The organism is Microbacterium sp. LMI12-1-1.1 (assembly GCF_040676455.1).
Classification (GTDB): Bacteria; Actinomycetota; Actinomycetes; order Actinomycetales; family Microbacteriaceae; genus Microbacterium.
Map to the genome: position 1 here is coordinate 839395 of NZ_JBEGIA010000012.1, position 21409 is coordinate 860803.

Here is a 21409-nt window from a genome sequence, read left to right on the forward strand (position 1 = left end):
CGACGTCGCCCGATCCAGTCAGAGGCTAACACCGCGCACGAGGCCCACACACGAACTGACCTTCACGGCTGAGGCTTCACGATCGGCGCGCTGAGGGAGCGGCGATCGCGCACTCGTTCATCTGCTCACGTTTGCCAATACTATCGACTAGCGTTAGCATGGCGGGGTGATCCAGTCTTTCGCGGACGAGCCGACGCGCAAGGTCTGGGCGCGCGAGCATGTCCGGCAATTCGGGCCGGAACTGCAACGCGCCGCACAGAAGAAGCTTCGCCTGCTCAACGCAGCCGAGACGATCAACGACCTGCGGATCCCGCCGGGCAACCGGCTCGAGAAGCTGGCCGGCGACCGCGACGGACAGCACTCGATTCGCATCAACGACCAGTACCGCATCTGCTTCGTCTGGACATCCGCCGGTCCAACCGACGTCCAGATCGTCGACTACCACTGAGGAGGGACCACCGATGACGAAGGCACACAACCCGATCACCCCGGGTGAGATTCTCCAGACCGAGTTCCTCGAGCCGCTGGGGATCACGGCCTACCGCCTTGCGCAGGCGACCGGCCTGCCGCAGACCAGGCTCAGCGAGATCATCCGCGGCAAGCGGCGGATCACCACCGACACCGCCCTACGGCTTTCTCGCGCGTTCGGCCTCTCGGAGCGCTTCTGGCTCAACATCCAGAACGACTACGACATCGAGCTCGAGCACGACGAGCATGACGCCGACCTCGCACGCGTCGAGCGCCTGATCCCAGCCTGACTTCCGAGTCACGCGGGCCTGCGCCCGCACAAGGGCCGGCGTCCGTGCGCTCCGTTCCGGCGAGCAGCGGTGGCGGCCGAGCTGGAGCGCATTGCCGACAAGGAGACCGGAGAGCCGACTCGAAGGACGGAACGGCGTCACCGACACGCCTCACTAGCGCGGGCGTCTGGCTTCCCACGCAGTCGACACCAACAGCCAAATCAGGAAGATGGCAACGCCCACCGCGGCGAGCCCGACGAACGTGAAGAGCGCGAGAAGCACCATCATCGGCGCTCCCACCCACCGGCCGTCTTCGACCGGGGCGAATAGGTCACCACCCACGGATGAGTACAGGAATGTAGCGATCCACCACATGCCTAGTCCAAACGCGAGAATCGCGATAGCCGCTGCCCAGGCACCGAAGAACGACCCACCCGCCTCGTCGCGCCCGCATGCCATGCGATCAAGATAGTCGACGCCCGCCACTCGGCGCGGACACCGACCGTCAAGCGGACGAATCCGTGGGGCTGCTCTGGTCCTGGCATGCCGGGACGGCGAAGCTGCCGCGAGCTAGCAGTGCGGCCCCGTCCAGCAGGAAGAGCCAGACGGCAGCCAACGCCACCCACTGGATGGAGCCCTCACTCCCCAAGAGACCGCCAAACGGCGATATGACGCGCGAGCAACCAGGCCGAGCCGATCGCGATGAGCCTGCCCCACCAGCTGCGTGACGTTTTCGCTTCACGGGTCTCAACCTTCACTGGGCGCCGCGGTTCACCTAGGCCTGATCGTCCGTGAAGATGTCCTCGATCCGGAGGTCGAACAGCTTGGCGATGCGGAACGCGAGGGGAAGGCTCGGGTCGAACTTGCCCGTCTCGATCGCGTTGATGGTCTGTCGCGAGACGCTCGCCTGTGCGGCCAGGTCGGCCTGCGTCCAGGAGCGCTCGGCGCGAAGGTCCGAGATGCGATTCTTCATCGATAGCGGATCCTTCCGACGAGGAAGGTAATCAGGAAGACGATGCCGAGGAACACGGAGAAGGCGGCGATGTCGACATCGAAGCTGAGGAGACCTGCGGCATCGGCAACCACGTAGCCGAGGCCGGCAACCCACCCAGCGCCGAGTGTGATCGCGAGGGCACCCAGGATGATCTGTCGCTGCAGTTCGTCGACAGCTCGGAGGAAGCGCGTGAAAGCGACGATCCATCCGATGCCGGCGGCGAGATTGAGGATGACGGCGGCCCAGCTCGCCACCTGCTGGGTGGGTCCCCACAGCAACTCGGGGCCGAATCTGGCCAGGGCCAGCGTCGCGATCCAGGCGAGTCCCCACCCGAAGAGGTTGGCGGTAGCCCTGATCTCTTGCCGGTATCCGCCGGTAGGAGTGTCTGCCTTCACGGTCGTCCCTTCTGTTGCGCGCCGCCGCGCGGCGTGTCAAGTTCACTTGACAAAGTAGGTGATTGGAAGCCGGCGTGTCAAGTTCACTTGACATGCGATTCGGCATCAGCGATCGCGGGGGATGCGCCCTTCGGGGATCCGTTCGAGTCGATTCCAGCCACGCCACCCGCGTTGCTCGAGGATCGCCAGCAGCTGTCGAGCGACCGGTGCCGACTCGGTCATGGCCGCGTCCAGTAGGGCCAGAAGAGGGTCCGTCTGATCAGCGCCGCCGATCTCCACCTCACCGCTCTGGATTGCGCGGATGCGGAGGTGCTCGACGAGGTCGGCGAGTTCGACGACTCGGGGATCGTCCGGCGGCCATTGCGGCGCGGAGCCGAGGAGGCGATAGAGGCGTGTCATGTCCGGGTCGTCGTCAAGTTGGCGGTTCTTCTCGGCGATCACGGCGTCGATGCCGAGCGGATCCTGCGCGGCGAGCATGATCCAGGCGTCGCGCTCGAGCTCGATGTAGGCCTCGCCGACGCCGAGCCCGCGCAGCCGGTCCAGGTAGTCCAAGACGATCTGGGGAAGGGCCAGGTGATCGCCGGCGGCGAGCTTGGCGATCCGCTTGCGGTTGCTCTGCAGGCGACGGATGTCGGCGCTCAACGCCTTGTCGATCTCTCCGACGGCCTGGGCGAATTCGTCGGGGGCGGCGACGAGCAGTTCCTGCACGCGCGCGAGGGGGACGCCGGCATCGGCAAGCACGCGGATCCGGATCAGCCGCACCACGGCGGCGGTGTCGTAGCTGCGGTAGCCGGAGTGGTCGCGCTCGGGCTCGGCGAGCAGGCCGATCTGGTGATAGTGCCGAACTGTCCGCACTGTCACCCCGGCGTAGGAGGCCAGTTGGCTGATCGTGAGCATGGGCTCCAGACTGCCTCAACCGGCGACGCCGCGGACCGCCTCGGCGATCGCACGGAAGTCCTTGCGGAGGATCGCGGCGTGATTGCTCGCGACCTTGGCGTGAATCTTGATGTGCGAGTTGCGTTCGGCCACCGCGGGCACGCTGGCCCGGATCTTCTCCTGCCCATCCCCCTTACTACCGAACGACGTTCCGGACGCGAGGACATACCGGGTCGGGACGGTGATCCTGTCCATCACCGGACCGAGCTCCCGTTCACGCGCGAGCCTGCCGACCTCGATGTTGCATTCGGCCATCTCCAGAGCGGTCATCCGCGGCGTGAGCCCCGTCACGCGCAGCGGCACCATCAGCCATCGCAGGCGACGGAAGGCCGTTCGGATGCCTCGCTCCATGTCGTCCGTGAGCCAGTCGTGCGGCTGCGCCCCATCGACCAGTACCGCGCCGATCGTCCGGTCAGGATTGCGGCTCGCCCAATGTGCGGCGACGAACGCGCCGTACGACCAGCCGACCACCAGCGCTCGGCCGACACCTCGCGCGTCGAGCACGGCATCGACATCGCGGACGGCGGCCTCGAACGAGTAATCCACCGAACGTCCCGACGTGCGCCCCCGAGCCCGCTCGTCGTAGGTGATGTGCCGCCAGCGCGGCCCGAGCTCGGCGATGACCCGCCGCCAGTAACCCTGCGTCGCGAACTGCCCATTGAGGTAGATCACCGGCGTCCCCGAGCCACCCAAGTCGGCGACAGCGAGAGCCGTGTCGTCGACGGGCACCATGCCCTTCCAGGTCGGGGTCGAGCTCGTGTCGATCATGGTGTCTCCGGCCCGTGCTGCAACATGTGGTCCAGCGTGCCGCGTTGACGCTGCGTCAGGGTCAAGGCTCCTGACGGAGACTCTCTCGTGGCCTCCTGCGCCCGGAGCGTCGAATTCGCCCGGACTGGAGGCTTGGGTCGGCTGCGTCGCCTGAACGATCATGGGGACATGACGACGACTGTTGGGCTGAGCGATGCGGCTTTACTGGCTTACGACGCCGTCGGCGCCGGCATCCCGCTCCTCGCTCTGCACGGCGCGTACTCCGCAAGGGGGGAGGTGCGCGACTTCCTCGATCCGATGATCGATGCGCGGCCGGTGCGTCGGCTGTACATCGACTTGCCCGGCCACGGCGACTCGCGCCCCTCATCGGGAATTCGGCAACCCGATGACGTGCTGGACCTCGTCGACCTCCTCCTTGACAAGGAGGCACCGACCGGCAGATTCCTGGTACTCGGGCACTCGTTCGGCGGACACTTCGCGCGCGCGATCGCAGCCCGGCATCCTGACCGGATCGCCGGGATCGCACTGATCTGCCCGGCCCTTGCCGGGGAACAGCGCATCCCTGCGCCGGCAGTGGTTCGCGACGATCACGTGTCCACCGCACTCGATCCCGATCAGCGCGCCGAGTACGAGGGTTACTTCGTCGTTCGAACGGTTGAGACCCTCGAGCGATTCCGTCGCGCGGTGGTCCCGGTCGTCGGGGAGGTCGACGAGCAGACGCTGGAGAGCGCGATCACCGCGGGACCACACACCGCGGATCCCGACACGGTGGCTGTCGACGCTCCGGTGCTGGTGATCTCTGGCCGACACGATCACTGGGTCGGCTGGGAGCGGCAACAGCGCCTCGGTGATCGGTACCCGCGTGCCACCGTTGTCACCGCGGGCGACGCCGGACATGCACTTCCCCACGAGCGCCCCGGTCTCGTGGCGGCACTCCTCTCCGACTGGCTCGATGAGATCGGAATCCCCACAGCACCAGCTCGCCGCCAGTAGCCATTGCGCGCGATCAGATCCGGGCTGGTCGGGCGGTCACCCAGGGGTGCTACTGGAAGCGGGCGACAGCGGATACCGCCTGCCGCTGCAACGCTCTGAACGGGACCGGCGATCGTCGCTTGGCCGAGAAGTCGGTCATTCCGGGCGGGAGTGGTCTTCGACGTCAGGTTGCGCACGCATGAGGTCTGCGAGTTCCTCCTCTGGCCGCGGGGCGACGGTCTCGTCGACCTCGAGTTCCGGGATGCTCGACTCGCCAGGAGCAGGGACGTGATGCGGAGCGGCGTGCTCGTCGTAGGGGGACACGGGGAATCCTTCCGTCGGCCGCATTGACAGCGTACGCCGGACGTCCGGAATGCCGGCGCCTGCGACCTCCGCGCCGGCTATCCAATCGGTCGAGTCAATTCTGCCCGCGGAGCCTAGGCGAGTACGAGCAGTTCGTACTCGCTACTGCCCTGATGGCACATGACAGCCAGAATGAAGGGCCCCGTCCACCGCGGCGTCACCTGGCATAGAGCATCACTCGCAGGATGATCGTCCAGACCGACGAGGACCCCGTTCTCGTCGTAAACAGCGAGGTCGAAGTCGGCCGATGAGTCGGCGGAATGGACGAAGATGCTGTAGGTGACCGCCGCGACCAATGAGATCGAGTAGGCGTGGTGCGTTCCAGCCTCGAGGACGCCGGATTCAAAATCGATCGTCTCATGGCCGCCGCGGATGGGCGCGGACTCCGAGATCGCCCCGACGGGAACCTCGAGCGAAAGCGCCTTCTCCCGGCCGCTCACCGAGAATTCGAGGAAGCCACCGGCATCCACGTCGTCCCACGTTTCAGGATTCGCGTTCAAGAACACGTAGACGCCGAGCATATAGTGCCCGGGCGGCAGCGTGCCATCGAAGCCCTCGCCGAGTTTGCCGATGGCGACGATCGAATCATTCTGTGATTGCGCGCTCCGATTCTCTAGAACTACGAGCGCCGGGTGGTCTGCGCTGAGGTACGTATGTGCCCATAGATCCCCGGCAACGAGGTTCACCTCGAACGGCACCTGCCCCCGCATTGCCGCGCGACGTCCGTCGCCAGGCACGTATGTCAGCTGACGCCCGTCGTACGGCAGTGCGTACTGCGAACCATCTGCCGAAACCGCGACGCCGCCGCGCCCATTTTCCAGCCAGGCCTTCCATGCACCGACGCCGACCTCCAGCGCCTTACCACCGAGTCCAAGCAATGCTGCGATGGTTATCGGATCCACGATGATCGCTCCTCCCAACTACGGACATTCGAGGCGACCAGACCGTCTGTATGCAAAGCCGACGCGATGCCCATGGACTGGCTCCCGGCTGCGGATCCGTTCTCCGCTAGTCATGGTTCCACTCCCGTTCGCGTTGAGAAAGCCCTCGGCTCGAGTACACCCCTCACAAGGAAGATGCATCTGGGCGAATCTTGATACCGCCTACGCAGTCCGTCATCTCGCTTGGTTGACTGGGGATGACCTGACTCCTAAGCCGAGGCGTCGTCCAGGAATCCGATGACCACGTCACGAACCAGGTCGGTTCGCGCCAGCCCGAAGAAATGGGTCGTGCCCGGAAAGACCGCGAGCTGGGATGCCGGGACACCGACGAAATCGCCATTCACGTCGCCGCCGCGGAGGCGCAGAAACTCAACCGCATGCTCGAGAGAGACCATGTCGGCGTCGCCCACGGTGATGAGCGTCGGCGCCGCGATCGCGCGGATCTCGGCATCCGTGCGATCAGGGAACCCGCCTTCGTAGGTCGCACCGAGCTTGTCGAGAAGCACTTGGAGATGTTGCAGGTCGGGGTGCGGCGACTTCGCGAGATAAGCGGCTTCCATCGGCGTGCCGGCGATCATGTCGACGTTCATCGCGCCGACCGCCTCCGCGTTCTCGGACCCGCGCATCCCCGATGCGGCGAACGACGTCGACGAGACGATGACCCGCCTGACCCGTTCCGGGTGGTCAATGGCGAGGTCGAGTGCGACGGCGCCGCCGACGCTGAAACCGAAGATGTCAGCGCTCCCGATGCCGAGGTGGTCGAGCACCTCCAGCACATCATCGGCGAACGCCGCAGCAGAGAACGGTCGGTCGATGTCGTTCGTACGACCGTGCCCCTGGAAGTCCACCGCGACAACTCTCCGTCCCGCGGCGAGGTCCGGGATGAGCGCGCCGAACTGCTGCTCGATGTCGAACAAACCGCCGTGCAGCAGCACCAGCGGTGTGCGGTCGGCGGCATCGCCATAGACCTCGTAGTACATGCGAAGCTGACCGAGCTCGACATAGCCGGTCTCGGTCGGGGGAGCGGAGGATGTGAGATCCGTCATGCAAGCACCGTCGCAGAGACCCGCCGGCACATCAACCTCCTGCTCGCCCCTCACCGACCGCGACCACGATCCGGGTCGGCGCCGCTCGCGCGATTTCGTCCGGCGTCAGCCCGCTTCGGGCCTCGGGATGCGGATGCCGGCTTCGCGGAGCCGGGCCTCGACGCGCGCGACGAGCCGCTCCGCGGCGGTTCCCTCGTCGGAGCCGAAGTCGCGCACCATTCGGTAGCGCGCGGCGGTGTCGGTCCGCGCTTGCATCCCGGTGATGATGCGCAGGTGCTCGGGATGGGCGAGATAGTGGTCCGCCATGGCGGCGGCCAGTTCGGGGATGCGGGGGTCATCCGCACCCCAGTTCGCGGAGTCCGCGCTGAGTCTGCTCAGGGCGATGAACTCAGGGTCCTGCAGGGCGTGCTCGACGGCGGCGAGGTGATCATCGAAGCGGTCGGGCACGAGCGCCTTCGCGAGGATCAGACCTTCACGGGAGGACTCGATCTCCTGCGGGCTGAAGTCGAGGTCCGGCATCCGCTCGAGCAGTGCCACTGCGCGCTCGGGAAGGAGCGCGCGGTCGCCATCGGTCAACTGGCGCAGGGTGTCCCGGCGCGCGATGAGTTCCTCGATCTGGTGCGCGAGCTTTCTCTCAACGTCGCCTATCTTCGCGGCGAACTCCTCGCCATCGGCGGCGAGCAGCGGAGCGATCTCGGCCAAGGGCACGCCGGCTCCCGCCAGCGTGCGCACATGCACCAGACGCAGCAGGTCGTCCGCGCTGTAGCGCCGGTACCCCGAGACGTCGCGCTCCGGCTCGGCGATGAGGCCGAGCTTGTGGTAGTGCCGCACTGTCTTCACAGTGACGCCGACGAACGCGGCCGCCTGGCCGATCGTGACTCCGCTGCTCATCCGGCCAGCCTCCTGTGTACGACCTTCCGGCGGCGTGATCCACGCCGCCGGAACAGTCGAACGCGTCATCTGTCTATGCGGCCGGCGTCGCGACCTGGCCGGTACGGAAGACGGCATCCACCAGCCGCTGGGAACCCTGCTGGAACGGGATAGCCAGCGACATCGCCGCGTCGTCGACGTAGTTCAGGGTCGCGGTCATCGTCCGGCGACCGTCGGGAGTCGCGTACATCAGCGCCGCAAACCCGGCCGCACCGCCGTTGTGAGTGATCACCCTTCCGTGCGCGCCGAGGTCCTGGACGAACACACCCAGGCCGTAGCCCATGCCAGGAATCGGCGTCTCGCGTGTCGCACACATCTCGGCGTGGAGTTCAGCGGGAAGCAGCGTCCCGCTCGCGATCGACGAGATGAACGTCTGCAGGTCCTGCGACGTGGAGATCATGTCGCCGCCGCTGGAGATCCAGGACGGGTTGTGCTCGGTGACGTCGGTCGTGTGCGCCTCGCCGTCCTCCTCGTATCGGTAGTACGCGTGGGCGTGGGGCTCGGCGATGTCGGTCTCGGCGCTCGGCTGCGCTGTGCCCGAGAGCCCCAGCGGCTGGAAGATCAGGCGGTCCGTCTCTTCGGCCACTGAGCGTCCGGTGACGCGTTCGACGATCAGTCGCACGATCACGTAGTTGGTGTTGGAGTAGCTCCAATCCGTGCCCGGCTCGAAGCGAGCGGGCTTCGCCAGCGCAAGACGGACGAGGTCCTCCGGGGCATACGTGACGAAACGGTTGTCGACCCATTCCCTGCCGGCGGGGGTCGCCGGGATGCCGGAGACCACGGTGCCGTCGGGGTAGTACTCACCGGTGAAGTTGAAGACGCCGCTGGTGTGCTGCAGCAGCATTCGGACCGTGATGCGGGGGTCCAGGTCGAACTCGGGAAGGTACTCGGACGCCGGCGTGTCGAGTGCGATCCGGCCCTCGGCGACGAGCCGCAGCGTGAGGGCGGCGGTGAACGTCTTGGTGTTGCTGCCGATGCGGACATGCCCGTCGATCGGCGGCTTCGCGTCGCCGTCGATCTCGCTGCGGCCGGCCGCACCGGTCCACTCGCCGTGCTCGTCGCGGACCCGCAGGGTAATGCCGGTGATGCCCGAGTCGACGATGTCGTCGAGGATCGCTTGAAGCTCGGGGCGGTCCTGAGCCGCGGCGGTGGCGTGCTGCTGGGTGGGGAGGGTCATGTCTGTGCTCCTTCGAATCCTTCGTTCCGCGAGCCCGTTCCGGCGTCGCAGTCGCGAGTGTGAACCCTGACCCAAGGTCAAGGTCAAGGTCAAGACGAAAGCTCGAAGAACCTCGCATCGGCGGAGCCCAAGCCCGCTCATCATCGAGCGGGCCCGTGTCATGGAGGACGATGCGGCGGTGTGGCGCGTCAGGACCGCGCCACCGAAGCCGACGTCACCGGTCGATGGAGACCATGTTGGCTTCGTCGTGTCGTTCGCCCGCCGCTGGTTCGAGCGCGGTCAGGCGGTCGGCCTGGTCTGCGGTGAGCTCGACCGCGTCGGCGGCGGTGTTCTCCTCCACTCGCGCCACTCGGCGGGTGCCCGGGATCGGGGCGATGTCGTCGCCGCGGGTGAGGATCCACGCCAGCGCCGTCTGCGCGGGGGTTGCGCCGATCTCGGCACCGATCGCACGGACCTCATCCACGAGGCGGAGGTTGCGGGTGAAGTTCTCGCCCACGAACCGCGGGTTGGTCTTGCGCCAGTCATCTTCGGGGATGTCGGCCGCGGAACGGATCTGCCCGGTGAGGAGGCCGTGACCGAGGGGTGAGTAGGGGACGAAGCCGATGCCGAGCTCGCGGAGCACGGGCAGGATCTCCGCTTCGACGTCGCGTGTCCACAACGAGTACTCGGTCTGCAGGGCCGAAACCGGCTGCACGGCGTGCGCCCGGCGAATGGTCTGTACGGATGCTTCGGAGAGACCGAAGTGGAGCACTTTGCCTTCGGCGATCAGGTCGGCGACCGCGCCCGCGGTCTCCTCGATCGGCGTGTTCGGATCGACGCGGTGCTGGTAGTACAGGTCGATGTGGTCGGTACCGAGACGGCGCAGGCTGCCCTCTACGGCGGCTTTCACGTTCGCAGATGCGCTGTCGATAACGCCCGGCCCGCCGCCGGAGTGGGAGACGAGTCCGAACTTGGTAGCGATCTTCACCCGATCGCGGCGGCCGCGGATGGCTTGACCGACGATCTCCTCGCTGAGGTAGGGGCCGTAGATCTCGGCGGTATCGATGTGGGTGACACCGAGGTCGAGGGCACGGTGGATGGTGCGGATGGACTCGTCGTTGTCGAGACCGCCTCCGGTCGTATACGTACCGGCCATGGTCATGGCACCCAGGCCGATGCGGGAGACCTCGAGGCTCCCGAGGTGTGCGTTCTTCAAAGGTGTTCTCCGCTCCAGTTTCACCGCTCGTTCCGCGGCTGATGGTTCGAGTCAACGCCTCTTCGCCGCGATGAGCGTGGCCCTACCTATAGGTGCCCCGACAGGGACCCCCGACGCGCCTCCACGTCGGCGTAGTTTCGATGGCATGGACACCTCGGACGCGATCAGCGAGTTCCTCACCACGCGGCGCGCGAAGCTCACGCCGTCGCAGGTGGGGCTCCCGGACTTCGGCGGTCGCCGCCGGGTCCCGGGGCTGCGCCGGGAGGAAGTTGCGCTAGTGGCGGGGATGAGCGCGGAGTACTACAAACGCCTCGAACGGGGCAACGCGACAGGCGTCTCCGAGGCAGTCATCGACGGTGTCAGCCGCGCCCTGCAACTGGATGAAGCTGAACACGCCCATCTGTACGACCTGGTCCGCACCGCCAATGCCGGCGCTCACCCGCAGCAACGAGCACGGACCCCACGCAGGACGCAGCTCACTTCGGGCATGAGACAGACCATCGACGCGATGTCGACGGTGCCGGTCTACATACAGAACGGCCGTCTTGACGCGGTCGCCACCAACCGTCTCGGGGCAGCTCTCTTCTCCGAGATGCTCGACGGCGCCCGGCCGCCAGCGAATGCCGCCCGATTCATCTTCCTCGAGCCGCGAGCCCAGACCTTCTACCGGGAATGGGAAGCGCAGACCCGCCAGATCGTGGCCGTCCTTCGCGCCGAAGCCGGCCGCTCGCCGTACGACCGTCAGCTGACCGACCTTGTCGGCGAGCTCTCCACCCGCAGCGATCTGTTCCGAAAGCTCTGGGGAGCCCACGACGTCCGCGAACACCGGGCCGGCCTCAAACTCGTCCACCATCCCGTGGTCGGCGACCTCGACCTCACCTTTCAGGCGATGGATCTCGCGTCCGACCGCGGACTCCAGATGATCGTCTTCTCCGCCGAACCCGGATCTGCCACCCAGGAACGCCTCCAACTACTCGCCAACGTGGCCGAAACGGCCGTACCAAAGGCGCCGGTTTAGGTATCGGTGAATGACGCGGCGGCAGGACTTTCGACCCTGTCCGGCTTCATCGCTCGGTGCACGGTGGAGGGTGTTCCCGCATCTCGTCACCCTCGCCCAAGGATCATCATGAACGCTTCTGCTCCCACGATCCCCGTCCCGGCGGTCATCGGGCCCGCCGACCTCCAACTGCCTCCCACGGAGCCGATCGACATCACGGAGCTCATCCGCACCCAGTCGGCCACCTGACGATCGGGTGCGTCGCGCTACACGATCGCCAGACACGGTGAAGCCTGGATGCCACGCTTAAGCCAGCGCGGCATTCGGCTGACCCGGACGCCGATTGGCGCCATGCTATCCGGCGGTCGGCCGACCTACCAGACGGTGCCGCCGCCGATCGAGATGCCGCCCCACGTGAGTGCGATGAAGATCGCGGCGAACACGACGGGTGCGATGCCCTTGCCGTTGCGCGCGAGTCCCTTGAGGAGTGCGATCACGGCGAGGACTGCGGCGACGATCGAAAGGCCACCGCCAAGTATCAGGCCGATGAACAGGGGGATGGGCATGAGCACGAGGCCGGCCAGCGCGAACCAGAAAGCGGCCCAGGCGGTCGGGTTGGAACGGCGTTCGACGGGGGAAGACATGCGTCCATTATCCGGGTTCGTGCCCGCAGCCCCGATACGGTGAGGGGCATGGTCGACCGGACGGCTCAGCTTGACGAATCGGGATGGCGCACTGTCGCTCGCGACTTCGTCCCTGCGTCCCACCGCGACCTGCCGATGCTGCGTGTCTATCTCCCGTTCATCGACAGAGACGGGACCGCAGTCCGCTGGTCTCGGTTCGTCGACGTCGAGGAGCACTCGGCATCCCTGAACTGGTTCGAAGCGACCCGTCGGATCGCGGAGGAACGTCCGGCTGTCCGCGACCTCGTCTCATGCATGGGCGAACTGGACGGATCGACCGCGGAAGCGCTGCGCGACGCCATCGGCGATCTGTCGCTTCGATGTCTTCGCTGGGTCGGCTACGGCGAGGTGCCGGTGACCGATTCACCGATCCGCGTGTTCGGGGAGGAGTACTTCGAAGCCGATCTCGTTCCGGCTGACGTGGAATCGGGACGTCGCATTCCCGAGTTCGCGTGGGATGCGGACAAGCGGTTGGCGTGGGGCAGCCGGCTCTACCCGGATTCACTCATCGTGGCGGCGGAACCGTCGATCTTTCGACGACTCCGCGACGACCCCCGCTTGGACTCCGTGTCGGTCAGGGTGGACCGAGACGTCCTCCCCGGCAGTTCCGGAGACTGACGCGTGGTACACAGCCCTCGCCCGGTCCCGAGCCGTGGCGACCGTCACGCCTGGCGAGGCGGTTCCGGTATCAGAGCTGTGGCGAAGGTCACGGTGCGGCGTTCGGGACCCGTGGCGGCCAGGTAGGGTGCGAGCAGCTCGCCGAGACGTGCCTGGATCTCGCTGAGGTCGGCGGTCGTGACGTGCAGCTGCACCTCTCCGAAGCCGAGGAAGTCGCGGAAGTCGCCATCGGCATCCGCAGCGCTCGCGCGATCGAACGTCTCGCCGAGGTGGGCGATGAATGTCAGGAAAGACTGGCGCAACTCCTGTTCGCCCATCTCCCTGAGCTCTGCACGGTCGACGTGCGCCATCCTTCCACCGAGGGTGAACGTCCGCTCGACCGCGCCACGCACCCGCCGCTCCTCCACGATCGAGAGGATGTCGGCCTCGACGAGTGCGGCGACGTGACGGTACAGCGTCGCCTGCGGGATATCCGGCATGGCGGCTCGAAGATCCGCGGTCGTGACCTGGCGGGTGCCGAGTTGCTGGATGATCCGGAGGCGCACGGGATGCATGACGACATCGGCGATGGGCGAGCTCTTCGACACGGCACACCAACCATTCTCACGGTGATAACATTCTCAAGACCTGATCCAGCGTACGTCGGTGAGAGGAACACCCTGATGACCGCCATTCGACTGACACCTCGACCCTTCATGTCGACTTCCCCGGCCGGGAGCGCATCATGACCGGCCGCGGCACGGACGTCCAGGTCTCTGGACTCGCCAAGCGCTTCGCCGGCGTCGACGCGGTGAGGGACGTCACCTTCAGCGCGCGTCCCGGCCGGGTCACCGGATTCCTCGGTCCGAACGGAGCGGGCAAGTCCACGACGCTCCGGATGCTTCTGGGCCTCACGCGTCCCGATGCGGGAACGGCCCTCATCGGCGGTGCCTGGTACCGCGAACTCGACGAGCCGTCCGGCACGGTGGGGGCCGTGCTCGACATCGCCGCCGCCCACCCCGCGATGACGGCGCGCGGACACCTCCGCACGTATTGCGCGCTGGGCGGACATGGGCCGGCGAATGCGGAGCGGGTGGCCGAGCTCACCGGCGTCTCTGCATATCTCGACCGCCGTGTGGGCACTTTCTCGACCGGCATGCGACAGCGGCTGTCCCTCGCCACGGCACTCCTCGGAGATCCGGACGTACTCGTGCTCGACGAGCCGTCGAACGGGCTGGACCCGGCGGGGATCGTCTGGCTGCGCACCTTCCTGCGCGAATTCGCCGCTAGCGGTCGTACGGTCCTGCTCTCGAGCCACGTCCTCACGGAACTCCAGCACGGCGTCGACGACCTCGTGCTGATCGATCGCGGACACGTGGCGTGGGAGGGTTCGCTCGCCGAGTTCACCGTGCACGGCACGAGCCTCGAAGAGGCATTTCTGCGGCTCACATCTGAGACCGCGTCTCACGCCACACGCGCAGCATCCGGAGCAACACGCACCGAAGGAGTCCGCGCATGAATCGACTGATCCGAGGCGAGTTCACGAAACTCTTCGCTACCCGGCTCCCGATGTGGTCGCTCATCATCGCCGCCGGCAGCGGTGGCGCTCTGACCGGCTTGCTGGCTCTCGTCGGCCCAGAGAATGCCACCCCGCCGCTGCCCGGACTCGACACCGGCGAAGGCGTCGGCATCGTCGTGGGCATGAGCGGCCTGCTGCTCTTCGTACCCGCGCTCATCGGCACGATCGCCGTCACGAGCGAGTACCGGCATCACACCATCGGAACCACCTTCCTCGCCGCCCCTCGCCGCGGGCGACTGCTCGCCGCGAAGCTCGTCGTGTTCGCCGCGCTCGGCATCGCCTACGGGGTCGTCGCGTCGCTGTTCGCCGGGGCAGCTGTGTTGGGCGGCGCGGCACTGCAGGGCATCGAGCTCGGGGTCCCGATGGTCGGACTCGTCACGCTGCTCGCACGTCTCTCGCTGGCGGCCGCCGTCTACATGATCCTCGGCGTCGCCATCGGCGCGCTCGCACGCCATCAGCTGCTCGCCGTCGGCATCGTGCTCGGGTACTTCTACTTCCTCGAGCACGTGCTCATGATCATCCCCGGCGTGAACGCGATCCACTCCTATCTCCCCGGAGGCGCGACGGCGGCTCTCACCGACTTCACCTTCCTCAGCGATGCCATAGCCGAGCAGCTCCCGACGACGGCGACCGTGCCGACGTCGCCGACGATCGGTGCGCTCGTCCTGCTCGCCTATGCGGCGGCGGCGGCATGCGTCGCGGTGGCCGTTCCGCTGCGCCGCGACCTGCGCTGAAGAGGCCCACCGGCCGTCGCATCTCCGCGATGGCCCGGCCACGGCGGACGCGCTACTTTAGGGGCAGCCAAGCAGAGGAGCGGGTCGTGGGCAAAGTCGTCCTGTACAGCTCGGTCTCGGTGGACGGATTCATCGCAGACGAGAATGATCAGCCCGGACCACTGTTCGACTGGTTGCTCAGCGGGGACGTGCCGTTGGACGAGGGCGGCGTGTTGAAGGTTTCGCAGGCGTCCTACGACTACGTCCGGCCGTATTGGGACCAGATCGGGGTGACGATCGTCGGCCGCCACGTGTTCGACGTGACGGATGGCTGGGACGGGACGCCTCCCAGCGGCGTCGACCACGTGGTCGTCGTGACGCACCGGCCGCCGCCCGAGGGCTGGGATCCCGAGGCGCCGTTTCACTTCGTCGACGGGGTCGAGGCAGCCATGGCCAAGGCGCAGGAGCTCGCGGGTGAGCGCATCATCGAGGTCGCCGCAGGCGACGTCGGTGGGCAGGTGCTCGCTGCGGGTCTGATCGACGAGGTGCGCATGGACGTCGCACCCGTCGTGGTCGGGTCTGGCAAGCGCTACTTCGGGCCGGTTCACGCGGAGCACCTGCTGGAGGATCCCGAGGTGGTGATTCAGGGCAACCGGGTGCTTCACCTGCAATACCGGGTGCGCCGCTCGCCGATCTGAGCGGGGCTCGATAGAGTCCGGTGCCGACGTCGCGCTAGCCTTGCGACCCCCTCGGATCCGCGGTCCTCTCGTAGACGTACACGCTGACGTGGTCTTTCCCCAGGACGAATCGCATGACGCTGTCGGTCCCCTGCTGCGGCAGTTCCGCAATGGTGTCGAAGCCTTCGGGGGAACACCCTTCGGCGCTGTATCCCTCGCGGATTCCCTGAACGGGGACGGCCACGAATAGGCATGCCATGCCGTAACGAGACTCACCGCCCCAGATGTTGAGACCGTCGAAGTTCTGGTAGCGCCGCAGCTCATCGGGGCTGATACCCAGCGACTCGAGAACGCCGTGCCGATCGTTCGGCCGATCGGCGTCTTCGCCGACCGACCTCAGTGCGAGGATCTCGTGCGGTGAGGGCAGGTAGAGGCCCTGAGGAAAGCTGTCCGGTACGGGCGGCATCTGCACCGTGGACGACTCGGCCGGGGGAGTCAACACCGGAGCAAGGAGCCGCGACGTCCCGGCGACGTAGCCTGCGATCAGGGCGAGGGCAGCGATCGCGGCGCCGAGAATCACCAACCTGCGGGGGCGACGCCACCACGGTGCCGCCGGGGTTCCGTTGCTGACCGGCCTCCTCCTGGGGTCCTGCTCGGTGACCGACCCTCGGCCTGGCAGACTCTCGGCGAACGCCTCGTCCGAAGGTTGCAGGATCGATGTCGAATCCGCGCCCGGCCCATCGACAGGTGCAGCGACGGCCACCGGTTTCCCGACCTGAGCAGGAACCTCTGCGGCGGCATCCACGTTCGTCAGCTGTCGGCGTCGGGCGGCCTCCAACTCCGCGAGACGCCCCTCGGCCTCCGCGTCCCCGGCGATGTCGGCGTCCGGTCCGTAGGCGCGTCGTCGCAGACGCTCCAACTCGTCCATCTCCACGAACTCGCCCGACCCCAGCGGGGCATCCATACGCTCATTGTCCGCCCGGGCCCCACACGGGGAAAGGGGCGTCGCGAACGAGCCTGACATCGGTGCCGACGTTCACATGATGATCGGCGGGTGACGTCGGAGAGCGGCATCGGAATCGCGCCCTGGCCGGTGGCGTAGACAGGCGCACTGTCCGGTTCTACGATGACCGCGAAGCGCGAGCCCCCATGGCTCGCCGAATGGGGTCGACCATGAACGAGGAAGGGCAAGAAGCCGAGGTTGCCGGGTCCGCCGGCAGCTCCACGCCGGACTTCTCCCGCGGATTGCACAATCGAGCGGACCTGCAAGGCATCGCATCGGATCTCCAGCGGCTCGCAGGCGCGATCGCAGACGATGAAGGTCGCGCCCAACGGCTCATCGACGCCGTACACAAAGAGGCCGGCGCGAGCGTCGAGGAGATCTTCAAAGAGGCGGGTCTCGACACGCGGGTCTCGATCGCCAAGACCAAGGCGACACCCGCCGAGAAGGGGCCTGCCGAGATCGCTGCTGATTCCACCAGCACCACGACCGAGACGCACCACTACGAGGTGTCGATCGACCTCGGACCGATCCACCTGTCGGCGGGGTTCGACAAAGAGACGACCACATCGACCGTGACGCACTGAGAGACGCTGAGTCAGGGCGTCAGGCCAGGGCGCCGAGAAGACGCCTGTTTCGTCTGGCGATGAGCCGGCGGAGATACGGGACGAGGATCAGTCGCTCCGCCGACCGACCGAAGATGGGCGAGCCGACGGTGATGCGGTCGGTCATGCGGCATCCGGTCTCGGTGGATTCGAACCGGTGCTCGTGGACGAATGTCGTGAAGGGGCCGTGCACCTGCTGATCGACGAACCGCGCGGGTCGGTCCAGCTCCATGATCTTCGTGGCCAGGGTGAACCAGACTCCGAAGTGACGGGCTCGCCAGGTCACGCTCTCGCCGAGACCGATCCGTCCGGTCGTCACGCCGGCCACCGCACGCTCCTTCGAGTGCGACATCGAGGCCACGTGCGCGTCGATGTCGAGAGAGAGGTCGAAGAGCGCCTCGACTGAGTGCGACGATTCGGTGACAAGGGTGAATGTCGAAGGCACGGATCCATCCTCACGCCTGGCGAGACGGACGCCGCGCGCGCGGGGTGCTGGGGGCGCTTCCGGGTCGAGCCAATTTCCGTCACGATGGTTGAGTCTTCGAGCGGAGGAACATGCGATCCACCAACCCGATCCCCGGAAACCCGTGGCCGCACGACATGGTGATCGCGGTCGAAGACAGGTCGGCACCGTTGCTCGAGTTGCTGTGGATCAGAGAGGCCTATGCACTTCACCCGCGCGGTGACGACCTGCCTCCGCTGCTCAGTGACACACCTCGCCGCGATCCACTCGACCAGCCGCCGGCGGCGCCCACGTTGCAGGAGTGGGAGAACGCCTGGCCATTGCTGTGGGTCGCGGCACTGCAGCACGCGGGCAGAGAATCCGACCCGGCGCTGCACGAGCGGCTCAGGCGGACGGCGAGCGGTTCTCGCGAACGACTCGACGCGCTTCAGGAAATCGTCGGTCCGACATGGCGCGATCAGTTCGGACCCGACGCGCTCGACCACCCTTCCCATCGGGACTGGGACCAAGCCAACTTCGAGGCGAAGATCGCCTCCCGACGCGCTTCCCTCGAAGACAGTCCGTTGCGACGTGACGTCGATGCGGTCGTGCGGGCCTGGCGAGCAGGGATGACCAAGATCGTCACGATCCCCTGCCGCGGCGAGCACACGAGGCGAGTCGGCCACAATGCGCTGATGATCACCGAGGCCACGATGGCCTCGAGGGACGCCTTTCGTCACGCACTCGAGACCTTCGGATAGCCCCGCGCGCGGCCGACGCCTTGTTCGTGTCGCCGTGGAGGCTATTCCGATGGGAGCCCGGCCACGGTGGCCTGCGGGCTTCCGCTGCGTGGTGGCTCGACGTCCGGCTCGACGCGGGCCGCACCCGACGCGCGGTTGAGCATGCGCCGGATGACGGCATCCATCACCGTCCCGATGACCGCGGCTACCACGATCGCGAGCACGATGGCCAGCAGCGGCTGGTCGTGCAGCCACTGCCCGGCCACAATGCCGAAGATCGCCGAATACGCGGCCCAGGTGACTCCGGCTGCGATCGACAGCGGCAGGAACCGGCGAAGCGGGTAGCCCGTGGCACCGGCTGTCATGTTCACGGCGATACGGCCCACCGGGATGTAGCGCGCGGTGAAGATGAGGAGCGCTCCGCGGCGGTCCAGCCCGCGCCGCGCCCAATCGACCGCGCTGGTGGCGCGCGTCGTCCGCATCCACCGGAAGCGGTCCGTGCCCAGTACCCGGCCGAGCTGGTACGCGATGTTGTCCCCGATGATGGCGCCTGCGGCGGCGGTGCCGATGAGCAGCAGCAGGTTCGGCTGGCCCGTGACTACCGAGACGGTGGCGGCTCCGACCACGACGGTCTCGCTCGGAACCGGCGGAAAGAACCCGTCTATCACGCACACCGTGAGCACGACCAGATACACCCACGGCGATGCCGCGAGGTCGGTAACGAGGGTCGTCAGTGTCGCGAGGAGGTCCATGCCTGCGACGCTACGAGCGGGTCAGAGACCGGCACATCCGACCGAAGGAGGGGACGGCACCTTACTTTCGTCAGTCCTGCGGCACGCGCCTGTCTTCCTACGATGGGGGAATGCTCCGTGCCGGCCGTCTGCGGCGAGGGTCGTGGTCGACGCCGCTCGGCGTCGTCCTCCTGTTCCTCGCGACGTCGATCGCGCTTCCGTTGGCGCGGTGGGGCGACTCCGCGTTGGTGCTCAGCCTCATCCCGGCAGCGGTCGCGGGCTACCTGGCCGGGCGCCACATGGTCGGGCTCGTCCCGGCCGTGGTCACCTTCTCCGTCGTGCTGGCAGTCTCGCTCCCGGTCTCTTACGTGATGCCCGGCACCGCGCCGCTCGGCGATTGGATGGCGAGCGTCCTCATCGCACTGCTCACCGTCGTCGCTCCATGGTGGTTCGGCAGGTACCGGATGCTGCGAGAGGAGCAGCGGGAATCGGATGCCGCGATCCTCGCCGACCGCGCGCAGGCGGAAGAACGCGCGCGCATCGCCGATGACCTCCACGACACGATCGGCCACGAGCTGGCCTTGATCGCGGTGCAGGCGGGTGCCCTCGAGCTCGGGCGGGGTCTCAGTTCCGAGCAGCGCGAGCAGTTCCGTGCGCTGCGCGAGGCCTCGGTGCGGGCGAGCGACCGTCTGCGGGACGTGGTGCGGATGACGAGGCCCGAAGAAGGCCCGAGCCGAATCGATCCCCGCGGCGGCGATGGCATCGATGCGCTCGTGTCGGGGGCACGCGATGCCGGCATGAGGGTGGAAGCGCGCATCGATCATGGGGTCGTCTCGGCCGCGGATCCACTCATCGCCGAGTTGGCCGCGCGGACCGTCCGCGAAGGGCTCACGAATGCCGCGCGACACGCTGTCGGCGCGGGGGTCGTGATCGACGTGGCGCGGGATGAGGCCGGCGGCATGACGGTGTCGATCGTCTCGAAGGGGTCGACCGAGGCCGCGACGCAGGGCAGTGGTCACGGCATCCCGAGCCTCCGCCGTCGCGCCGAGCTGCTCGGCGGCTCCCTCGACGCGGATTCGCGGCAGGACGGCGGCTTCGAGCTGAGGCTGCTCGCGCCGATGCGCCCCGAGACTGTCGCGCAGCGTCCGCTGAATGCTCCCGACCCAGCGCTGCGTTCCAATGCGCGCACGGCGCGCCGGCGTGTCTGGCAGGCGACGATCGTCCCGGCGGTGATCCTCGGGCTCGCCCTCGTCGGCTTCGTGGTCGTTCAGGCGATCACGTTCGGGCACACCGCGATCACGTCCGAGGTGTACGAGAGCATCGAACTGCGCACGACGCGGGCTGAGCTCGCCCCGCTGCTGCCTGCGGGCATCCCGGGCCCTGTGCCGATCGTTGCCGAGCCCCCGATGCCCGACGGAGCCGAGTGCGAGTACTTCGCCGCGCGGGACGGCTGGCTGCATTTCACCGACGCGACGTACCGCCTGTGCTTCGATCAGCGTGTGCTCGTCGAGAAGACACTGCTGGAGGCGTCATGATCCGCGTGCTCATCGCCGACGACGAGGCCATGATGCGGGCGGGCGTGCGCGCGATACTCGAGTCCGACCCCGAGATCGACGTCGTGTTCGAGGCCGCGAACGGCCGCGAGGCGATCGACGGCAGCCAGCGTCACCGTCCCGATGTGGCCGTGCTCGACATCCGGATGCCGGTCCTCGACGGCCTGAGCGCGGCCACCGAGATCGCGACGACCGTGCCGGGCACCCGCATCGTGATGCTGACGACCTTCGGCGAGGACGACTACATCGAGCGCGCGCTCGGCGGTGGCGCACTGGGGTTCCTGCTGAAGGCAGCGGATCCGCGCGAGCTGATCGCGGGGGTCCGCGCGGTCTCGGAGGGCGGCGCCTACCTCTCTCCCGACATCGCGCGCCGCGTGATCGCGCCGTACCGCGAGGGCGACCGTGTGCGCAGCGCCGAGGCTCGCGAGTCGGCCGCGGCCCTGACCGATCGTGAGCGGGAGGTGCTGGCGTTGCTCGGGGCCGGCGCCTCGAACGCCGAGATCGGAACGCAGCTGCACCTCGTGGAGGGCACGGTGAAGGGCTACGTCAGCTCCATCCTCGTGAAGCTCGGCGTGCGCAATCGGGTCGAGGCCGCGGTCCTGGCATATCGGGCCGGGATCGTCGCGGCGGACTGATGG

The 21409-nt window shown here is 67.4% G+C and carries 27 protein-coding genes; 12 read left to right on the forward strand and 15 right to left on the reverse strand.

Features of this window, described 5'->3' with window-relative positions:
* The first annotated feature begins 166 nt into the window (after window positions 1–166).
* A complete protein-coding gene (locus MRBLMI12_RS12310) occupies window positions 167–448 on the forward strand; it encodes a type II toxin-antitoxin system RelE/ParE family toxin (protein WP_363356765.1) in 282 nt (93 codons plus the stop codon).
* 13 nt (window positions 449–461) lie between these two features.
* Window positions 462–758: a HigA family addiction module antitoxin gene (locus tag MRBLMI12_RS12315; RefSeq protein WP_349426184.1), complete on the forward strand. Its 297-nt coding sequence runs from the start codon at window positions 462–464 to the stop codon at window positions 756–758.
* A gap of 754 nt (window positions 759–1512) precedes the next feature.
* Here MRBLMI12_RS12315 and MRBLMI12_RS12320 read toward each other — a convergent pair.
* The 4 genes from MRBLMI12_RS12320 to MRBLMI12_RS12335 form a co-directional block, all read right to left on the reverse strand.
* Window positions 1513–1710 (reverse strand): helix-turn-helix transcriptional regulator, encoded by a 198-nt coding sequence (locus MRBLMI12_RS12320; RefSeq protein ID WP_363356766.1) that lies wholly within the window; start codon window positions 1708–1710, stop codon window positions 1513–1515.
* Window positions 1707–2126 (reverse strand): hypothetical protein, encoded by a 420-nt coding sequence (locus tag MRBLMI12_RS12325; RefSeq protein WP_349426187.1) that lies wholly within the window; start codon window positions 2124–2126, stop codon window positions 1707–1709. Before MRBLMI12_RS12325 ends, MRBLMI12_RS12320 begins: the two co-directional genes overlap by 4 nt.
* Before the next feature lie 105 nt (window positions 2127–2231).
* A complete protein-coding gene (locus MRBLMI12_RS12330; protein WP_363356767.1) occupies window positions 2232–3023 on the reverse strand; it encodes a MerR family transcriptional regulator in 792 nt (263 codons plus the stop codon).
* A gap of 15 nt (window positions 3024–3038) precedes the next feature.
* On the reverse strand, window positions 3039–3830 hold the full coding sequence (locus MRBLMI12_RS12335; RefSeq protein ID WP_363356768.1) for an alpha/beta fold hydrolase: 792 nt from the start codon (window positions 3828–3830) through the stop codon (window positions 3039–3041).
* An 87-nt stretch (window positions 3831–3917) separates the two neighbouring features.
* Here MRBLMI12_RS12335 and MRBLMI12_RS12340 point away from each other — a divergent pair, with 87 nt between their 5' ends.
* Entirely contained in the window at window positions 3918–4823 is a 906-nt protein-coding gene (locus MRBLMI12_RS12340) for an alpha/beta fold hydrolase (protein WP_363356769.1), read from the forward strand.
* A 135-nt stretch (window positions 4824–4958) separates the two neighbouring features.
* Here the strand turns inward: MRBLMI12_RS12340 and MRBLMI12_RS12345 are convergent, their stop codons facing one another.
* The 6 genes from MRBLMI12_RS12345 to MRBLMI12_RS12370 all read right to left on the reverse strand — a co-directional run bounded on the left by MRBLMI12_RS12345 (window position 4959) and on the right by MRBLMI12_RS12370 (window position 10454).
* Entirely contained in the window at window positions 4959–5126 is a 168-nt protein-coding gene (locus tag MRBLMI12_RS12345) for a hypothetical protein (protein ID WP_363356770.1), read from the reverse strand.
* Between the two features lie 113 nt (window positions 5127–5239).
* A complete protein-coding gene (locus tag MRBLMI12_RS12350) occupies window positions 5240–6067 on the reverse strand; it encodes a hypothetical protein (protein ID WP_301115117.1) in 828 nt (275 codons plus the stop codon).
* 248 nt (window positions 6068–6315) lie between these two features.
* Window positions 6316–7152 (reverse strand): alpha/beta fold hydrolase, encoded by an 837-nt coding sequence (locus tag MRBLMI12_RS12355; RefSeq protein WP_363356771.1) that lies wholly within the window; start codon window positions 7150–7152, stop codon window positions 6316–6318.
* Between the two features lie 105 nt (window positions 7153–7257).
* On the reverse strand, window positions 7258–8043 hold the full coding sequence (locus MRBLMI12_RS12360) for a MerR family transcriptional regulator (protein ID WP_363356772.1): 786 nt from the start codon (window positions 8041–8043) through the stop codon (window positions 7258–7260).
* A gap of 73 nt (window positions 8044–8116) precedes the next feature.
* Window positions 8117–9259, reverse strand: a complete 1143-nt coding sequence (locus MRBLMI12_RS12365; protein ID WP_363356773.1) for a serine hydrolase domain-containing protein — start codon at window positions 9257–9259, stop codon at window positions 8117–8119.
* A gap of 214 nt (window positions 9260–9473) precedes the next feature.
* Window positions 9474–10454 (reverse strand): aldo/keto reductase, encoded by a 981-nt coding sequence (locus MRBLMI12_RS12370; protein ID WP_363356774.1) that lies wholly within the window; start codon window positions 10452–10454, stop codon window positions 9474–9476.
* A gap of 145 nt (window positions 10455–10599) precedes the next feature.
* Between MRBLMI12_RS12370 and MRBLMI12_RS12375 the strand changes: the two genes are divergently transcribed.
* Window positions 10600–11472, forward strand: a complete 873-nt coding sequence (locus MRBLMI12_RS12375) for a helix-turn-helix transcriptional regulator (protein WP_363356775.1) — start codon at window positions 10600–10602, stop codon at window positions 11470–11472.
* 353 nt (window positions 11473–11825) lie between these two features.
* Here the strand turns inward: MRBLMI12_RS12375 and MRBLMI12_RS12380 are convergent, their stop codons facing one another.
* On the reverse strand, window positions 11826–12095 hold the full coding sequence (locus MRBLMI12_RS12380; protein ID WP_349426195.1) for a hypothetical protein: 270 nt from the start codon (window positions 12093–12095) through the stop codon (window positions 11826–11828).
* A gap of 48 nt (window positions 12096–12143) precedes the next feature.
* Between MRBLMI12_RS12380 and MRBLMI12_RS12385 the strand changes: the two genes are divergently transcribed.
* A complete protein-coding gene (locus tag MRBLMI12_RS12385; protein ID WP_363356776.1) occupies window positions 12144–12752 on the forward strand; it encodes a hypothetical protein in 609 nt (202 codons plus the stop codon).
* Window positions 12753–12796: 44 nt separating this feature from the next.
* Here MRBLMI12_RS12385 and MRBLMI12_RS12390 read toward each other — a convergent pair whose 3' ends face one another.
* Window positions 12797–13339: a helix-turn-helix domain-containing protein gene (locus tag MRBLMI12_RS12390; RefSeq protein WP_363356777.1), complete on the reverse strand. Its 543-nt coding sequence runs from the start codon at window positions 13337–13339 to the stop codon at window positions 12797–12799.
* A gap of 137 nt (window positions 13340–13476) precedes the next feature.
* On the opposite strand from MRBLMI12_RS12390, the gene MRBLMI12_RS12395 reads away from it, so the two are divergent.
* From MRBLMI12_RS12395 to MRBLMI12_RS12405, 3 genes are all read left to right on the forward strand, one after another.
* Window positions 13477–14250, forward strand: a complete 774-nt coding sequence (locus MRBLMI12_RS12395) for an ABC transporter ATP-binding protein (protein ID WP_363356778.1) — start codon at window positions 13477–13479, stop codon at window positions 14248–14250.
* Complete coding sequence (locus MRBLMI12_RS12400; protein WP_363356779.1) at window positions 14247–15044, forward strand: ABC transporter permease; 798 nt, start codon at window positions 14247–14249, stop codon at window positions 15042–15044. The genes MRBLMI12_RS12395 and MRBLMI12_RS12400 overlap by 4 nt, the downstream gene beginning before the upstream one ends.
* A gap of 86 nt (window positions 15045–15130) precedes the next feature.
* Window positions 15131–15721, forward strand: coding sequence for a dihydrofolate reductase family protein (locus MRBLMI12_RS12405; protein ID WP_363356780.1), 591 nt, complete (start codon window positions 15131–15133; stop codon window positions 15719–15721).
* 34 nt (window positions 15722–15755) lie between these two features.
* On the opposite strand, the gene MRBLMI12_RS12410 is transcribed toward MRBLMI12_RS12405, so the two are convergent.
* A complete protein-coding gene (locus tag MRBLMI12_RS12410; RefSeq protein WP_363356781.1) occupies window positions 15756–16664 on the reverse strand; it encodes a hypothetical protein in 909 nt (302 codons plus the stop codon).
* A 209-nt stretch (window positions 16665–16873) separates the two neighbouring features.
* Between MRBLMI12_RS12410 and MRBLMI12_RS12415 the strand changes: the two genes are divergently transcribed.
* A complete protein-coding gene (locus tag MRBLMI12_RS12415; protein ID WP_363356782.1) occupies window positions 16874–17287 on the forward strand; it encodes a hypothetical protein in 414 nt (137 codons plus the stop codon).
* A gap of 19 nt (window positions 17288–17306) precedes the next feature.
* On the opposite strand, the gene MRBLMI12_RS12420 is transcribed toward MRBLMI12_RS12415, so the two are convergent.
* Window positions 17307–17750, reverse strand: coding sequence for an SRPBCC family protein (locus MRBLMI12_RS12420; protein ID WP_363356783.1), 444 nt, complete (start codon window positions 17748–17750; stop codon window positions 17307–17309).
* 155 nt (window positions 17751–17905) lie between these two features.
* Here MRBLMI12_RS12420 and MRBLMI12_RS12425 point away from each other — a divergent pair, with 155 nt between their 5' ends.
* The gene (locus MRBLMI12_RS12425) at window positions 17906–18508 is read left to right on the forward strand and encodes a hypothetical protein (RefSeq protein WP_363356784.1); all 603 of its coding nucleotides are present in this window, start codon (window positions 17906–17908) and stop codon (window positions 18506–18508) included.
* A 41-nt stretch (window positions 18509–18549) separates the two neighbouring features.
* Here MRBLMI12_RS12425 and MRBLMI12_RS12430 read toward each other — a convergent pair whose 3' ends face one another.
* A complete protein-coding gene (locus tag MRBLMI12_RS12430) occupies window positions 18550–19239 on the reverse strand; it encodes a DedA family protein (protein ID WP_363356785.1) in 690 nt (229 codons plus the stop codon).
* A gap of 110 nt (window positions 19240–19349) precedes the next feature.
* Between MRBLMI12_RS12430 and MRBLMI12_RS12435 the strand changes: the two genes are divergently transcribed.
* Together MRBLMI12_RS12435 and MRBLMI12_RS12440 are read left to right on the forward strand one after the other, a co-directional pair.
* On the forward strand, window positions 19350–20753 hold the full coding sequence (locus tag MRBLMI12_RS12435) for a sensor histidine kinase (protein WP_363356786.1): 1404 nt from the start codon (window positions 19350–19352) through the stop codon (window positions 20751–20753).
* Complete coding sequence (locus tag MRBLMI12_RS12440; RefSeq protein ID WP_363356787.1) at window positions 20750–21406, forward strand: response regulator transcription factor; 657 nt, start codon at window positions 20750–20752, stop codon at window positions 21404–21406. Before MRBLMI12_RS12435 ends, MRBLMI12_RS12440 begins: the two co-directional genes overlap by 4 nt.
* Window positions 21407–21409 lie beyond the last annotated feature (3 nt).

Bases quoted from the DNA above. Each gene is read 5' to 3' on its own strand.
- MRBLMI12_RS12315 (WP_349426184.1), top strand. From the start codon at position 462: ATGACGAAGGCACACAACCCGATCACCCCGGGTGAGATTCTCCAGACC.
- MRBLMI12_RS12320 (WP_363356766.1), bottom strand. From the start codon at position 1,710: ATGAAGAATCGCATCTCGGACCTTCGCGCCGAGCGCTCCTGGACGCAG.
- MRBLMI12_RS12330 (WP_363356767.1), bottom strand. From the start codon at position 3,023: ATGCTCACGATCAGCCAACTGGCCTCCTACGCCGGGGTGACAGTGCGG.
- MRBLMI12_RS12335 (WP_363356768.1), bottom strand. From the start codon at position 3,830: ATGATCGACACGAGCTCGACCCCGACCTGGAAGGGCATGGTGCCCGTC.
- MRBLMI12_RS12355 (WP_363356771.1), bottom strand. From the start codon at position 7,152: ATGACGGATCTCACATCCTCCGCTCCCCCGACCGAGACCGGCTATGTC.
- MRBLMI12_RS12360 (WP_363356772.1), bottom strand. From the start codon at position 8,043: ATGAGCAGCGGAGTCACGATCGGCCAGGCGGCCGCGTTCGTCGGCGTC.
- MRBLMI12_RS12365 (WP_363356773.1), bottom strand. From the start codon at position 9,259: ATGACCCTCCCCACCCAGCAGCACGCCACCGCCGCGGCTCAGGACCGC.
- MRBLMI12_RS12375 (WP_363356775.1), top strand. From the start codon at position 10,600: ATGGACACCTCGGACGCGATCAGCGAGTTCCTCACCACGCGGCGCGCG.
- MRBLMI12_RS12380 (WP_349426195.1), bottom strand. From the start codon at position 12,095: ATGTCTTCCCCCGTCGAACGCCGTTCCAACCCGACCGCCTGGGCCGCT.
- MRBLMI12_RS12385 (WP_363356776.1), top strand. From the start codon at position 12,144: ATGGTCGACCGGACGGCTCAGCTTGACGAATCGGGATGGCGCACTGTC.
- MRBLMI12_RS12395 (WP_363356778.1), top strand. From the start codon at position 13,477: ATGACCGGCCGCGGCACGGACGTCCAGGTCTCTGGACTCGCCAAGCGC.
- MRBLMI12_RS12400 (WP_363356779.1), top strand. From the start codon at position 14,247: ATGAATCGACTGATCCGAGGCGAGTTCACGAAACTCTTCGCTACCCGG.
- MRBLMI12_RS12410 (WP_363356781.1), bottom strand. From the start codon at position 16,664: ATGGATGCCCCGCTGGGGTCGGGCGAGTTCGTGGAGATGGACGAGTTG.
- MRBLMI12_RS12415 (WP_363356782.1), top strand. From the start codon at position 16,874: ATGAACGAGGAAGGGCAAGAAGCCGAGGTTGCCGGGTCCGCCGGCAGC.
- MRBLMI12_RS12425 (WP_363356784.1), top strand. From the start codon at position 17,906: ATGGTGATCGCGGTCGAAGACAGGTCGGCACCGTTGCTCGAGTTGCTG.
- MRBLMI12_RS12430 (WP_363356785.1), bottom strand. From the start codon at position 19,239: ATGGACCTCCTCGCGACACTGACGACCCTCGTTACCGACCTCGCGGCA.
- MRBLMI12_RS12435 (WP_363356786.1), top strand. From the start codon at position 19,350: ATGCTCCGTGCCGGCCGTCTGCGGCGAGGGTCGTGGTCGACGCCGCTC.
- MRBLMI12_RS12440 (WP_363356787.1), top strand. From the start codon at position 20,750: ATGATCCGCGTGCTCATCGCCGACGACGAGGCCATGATGCGGGCGGGC.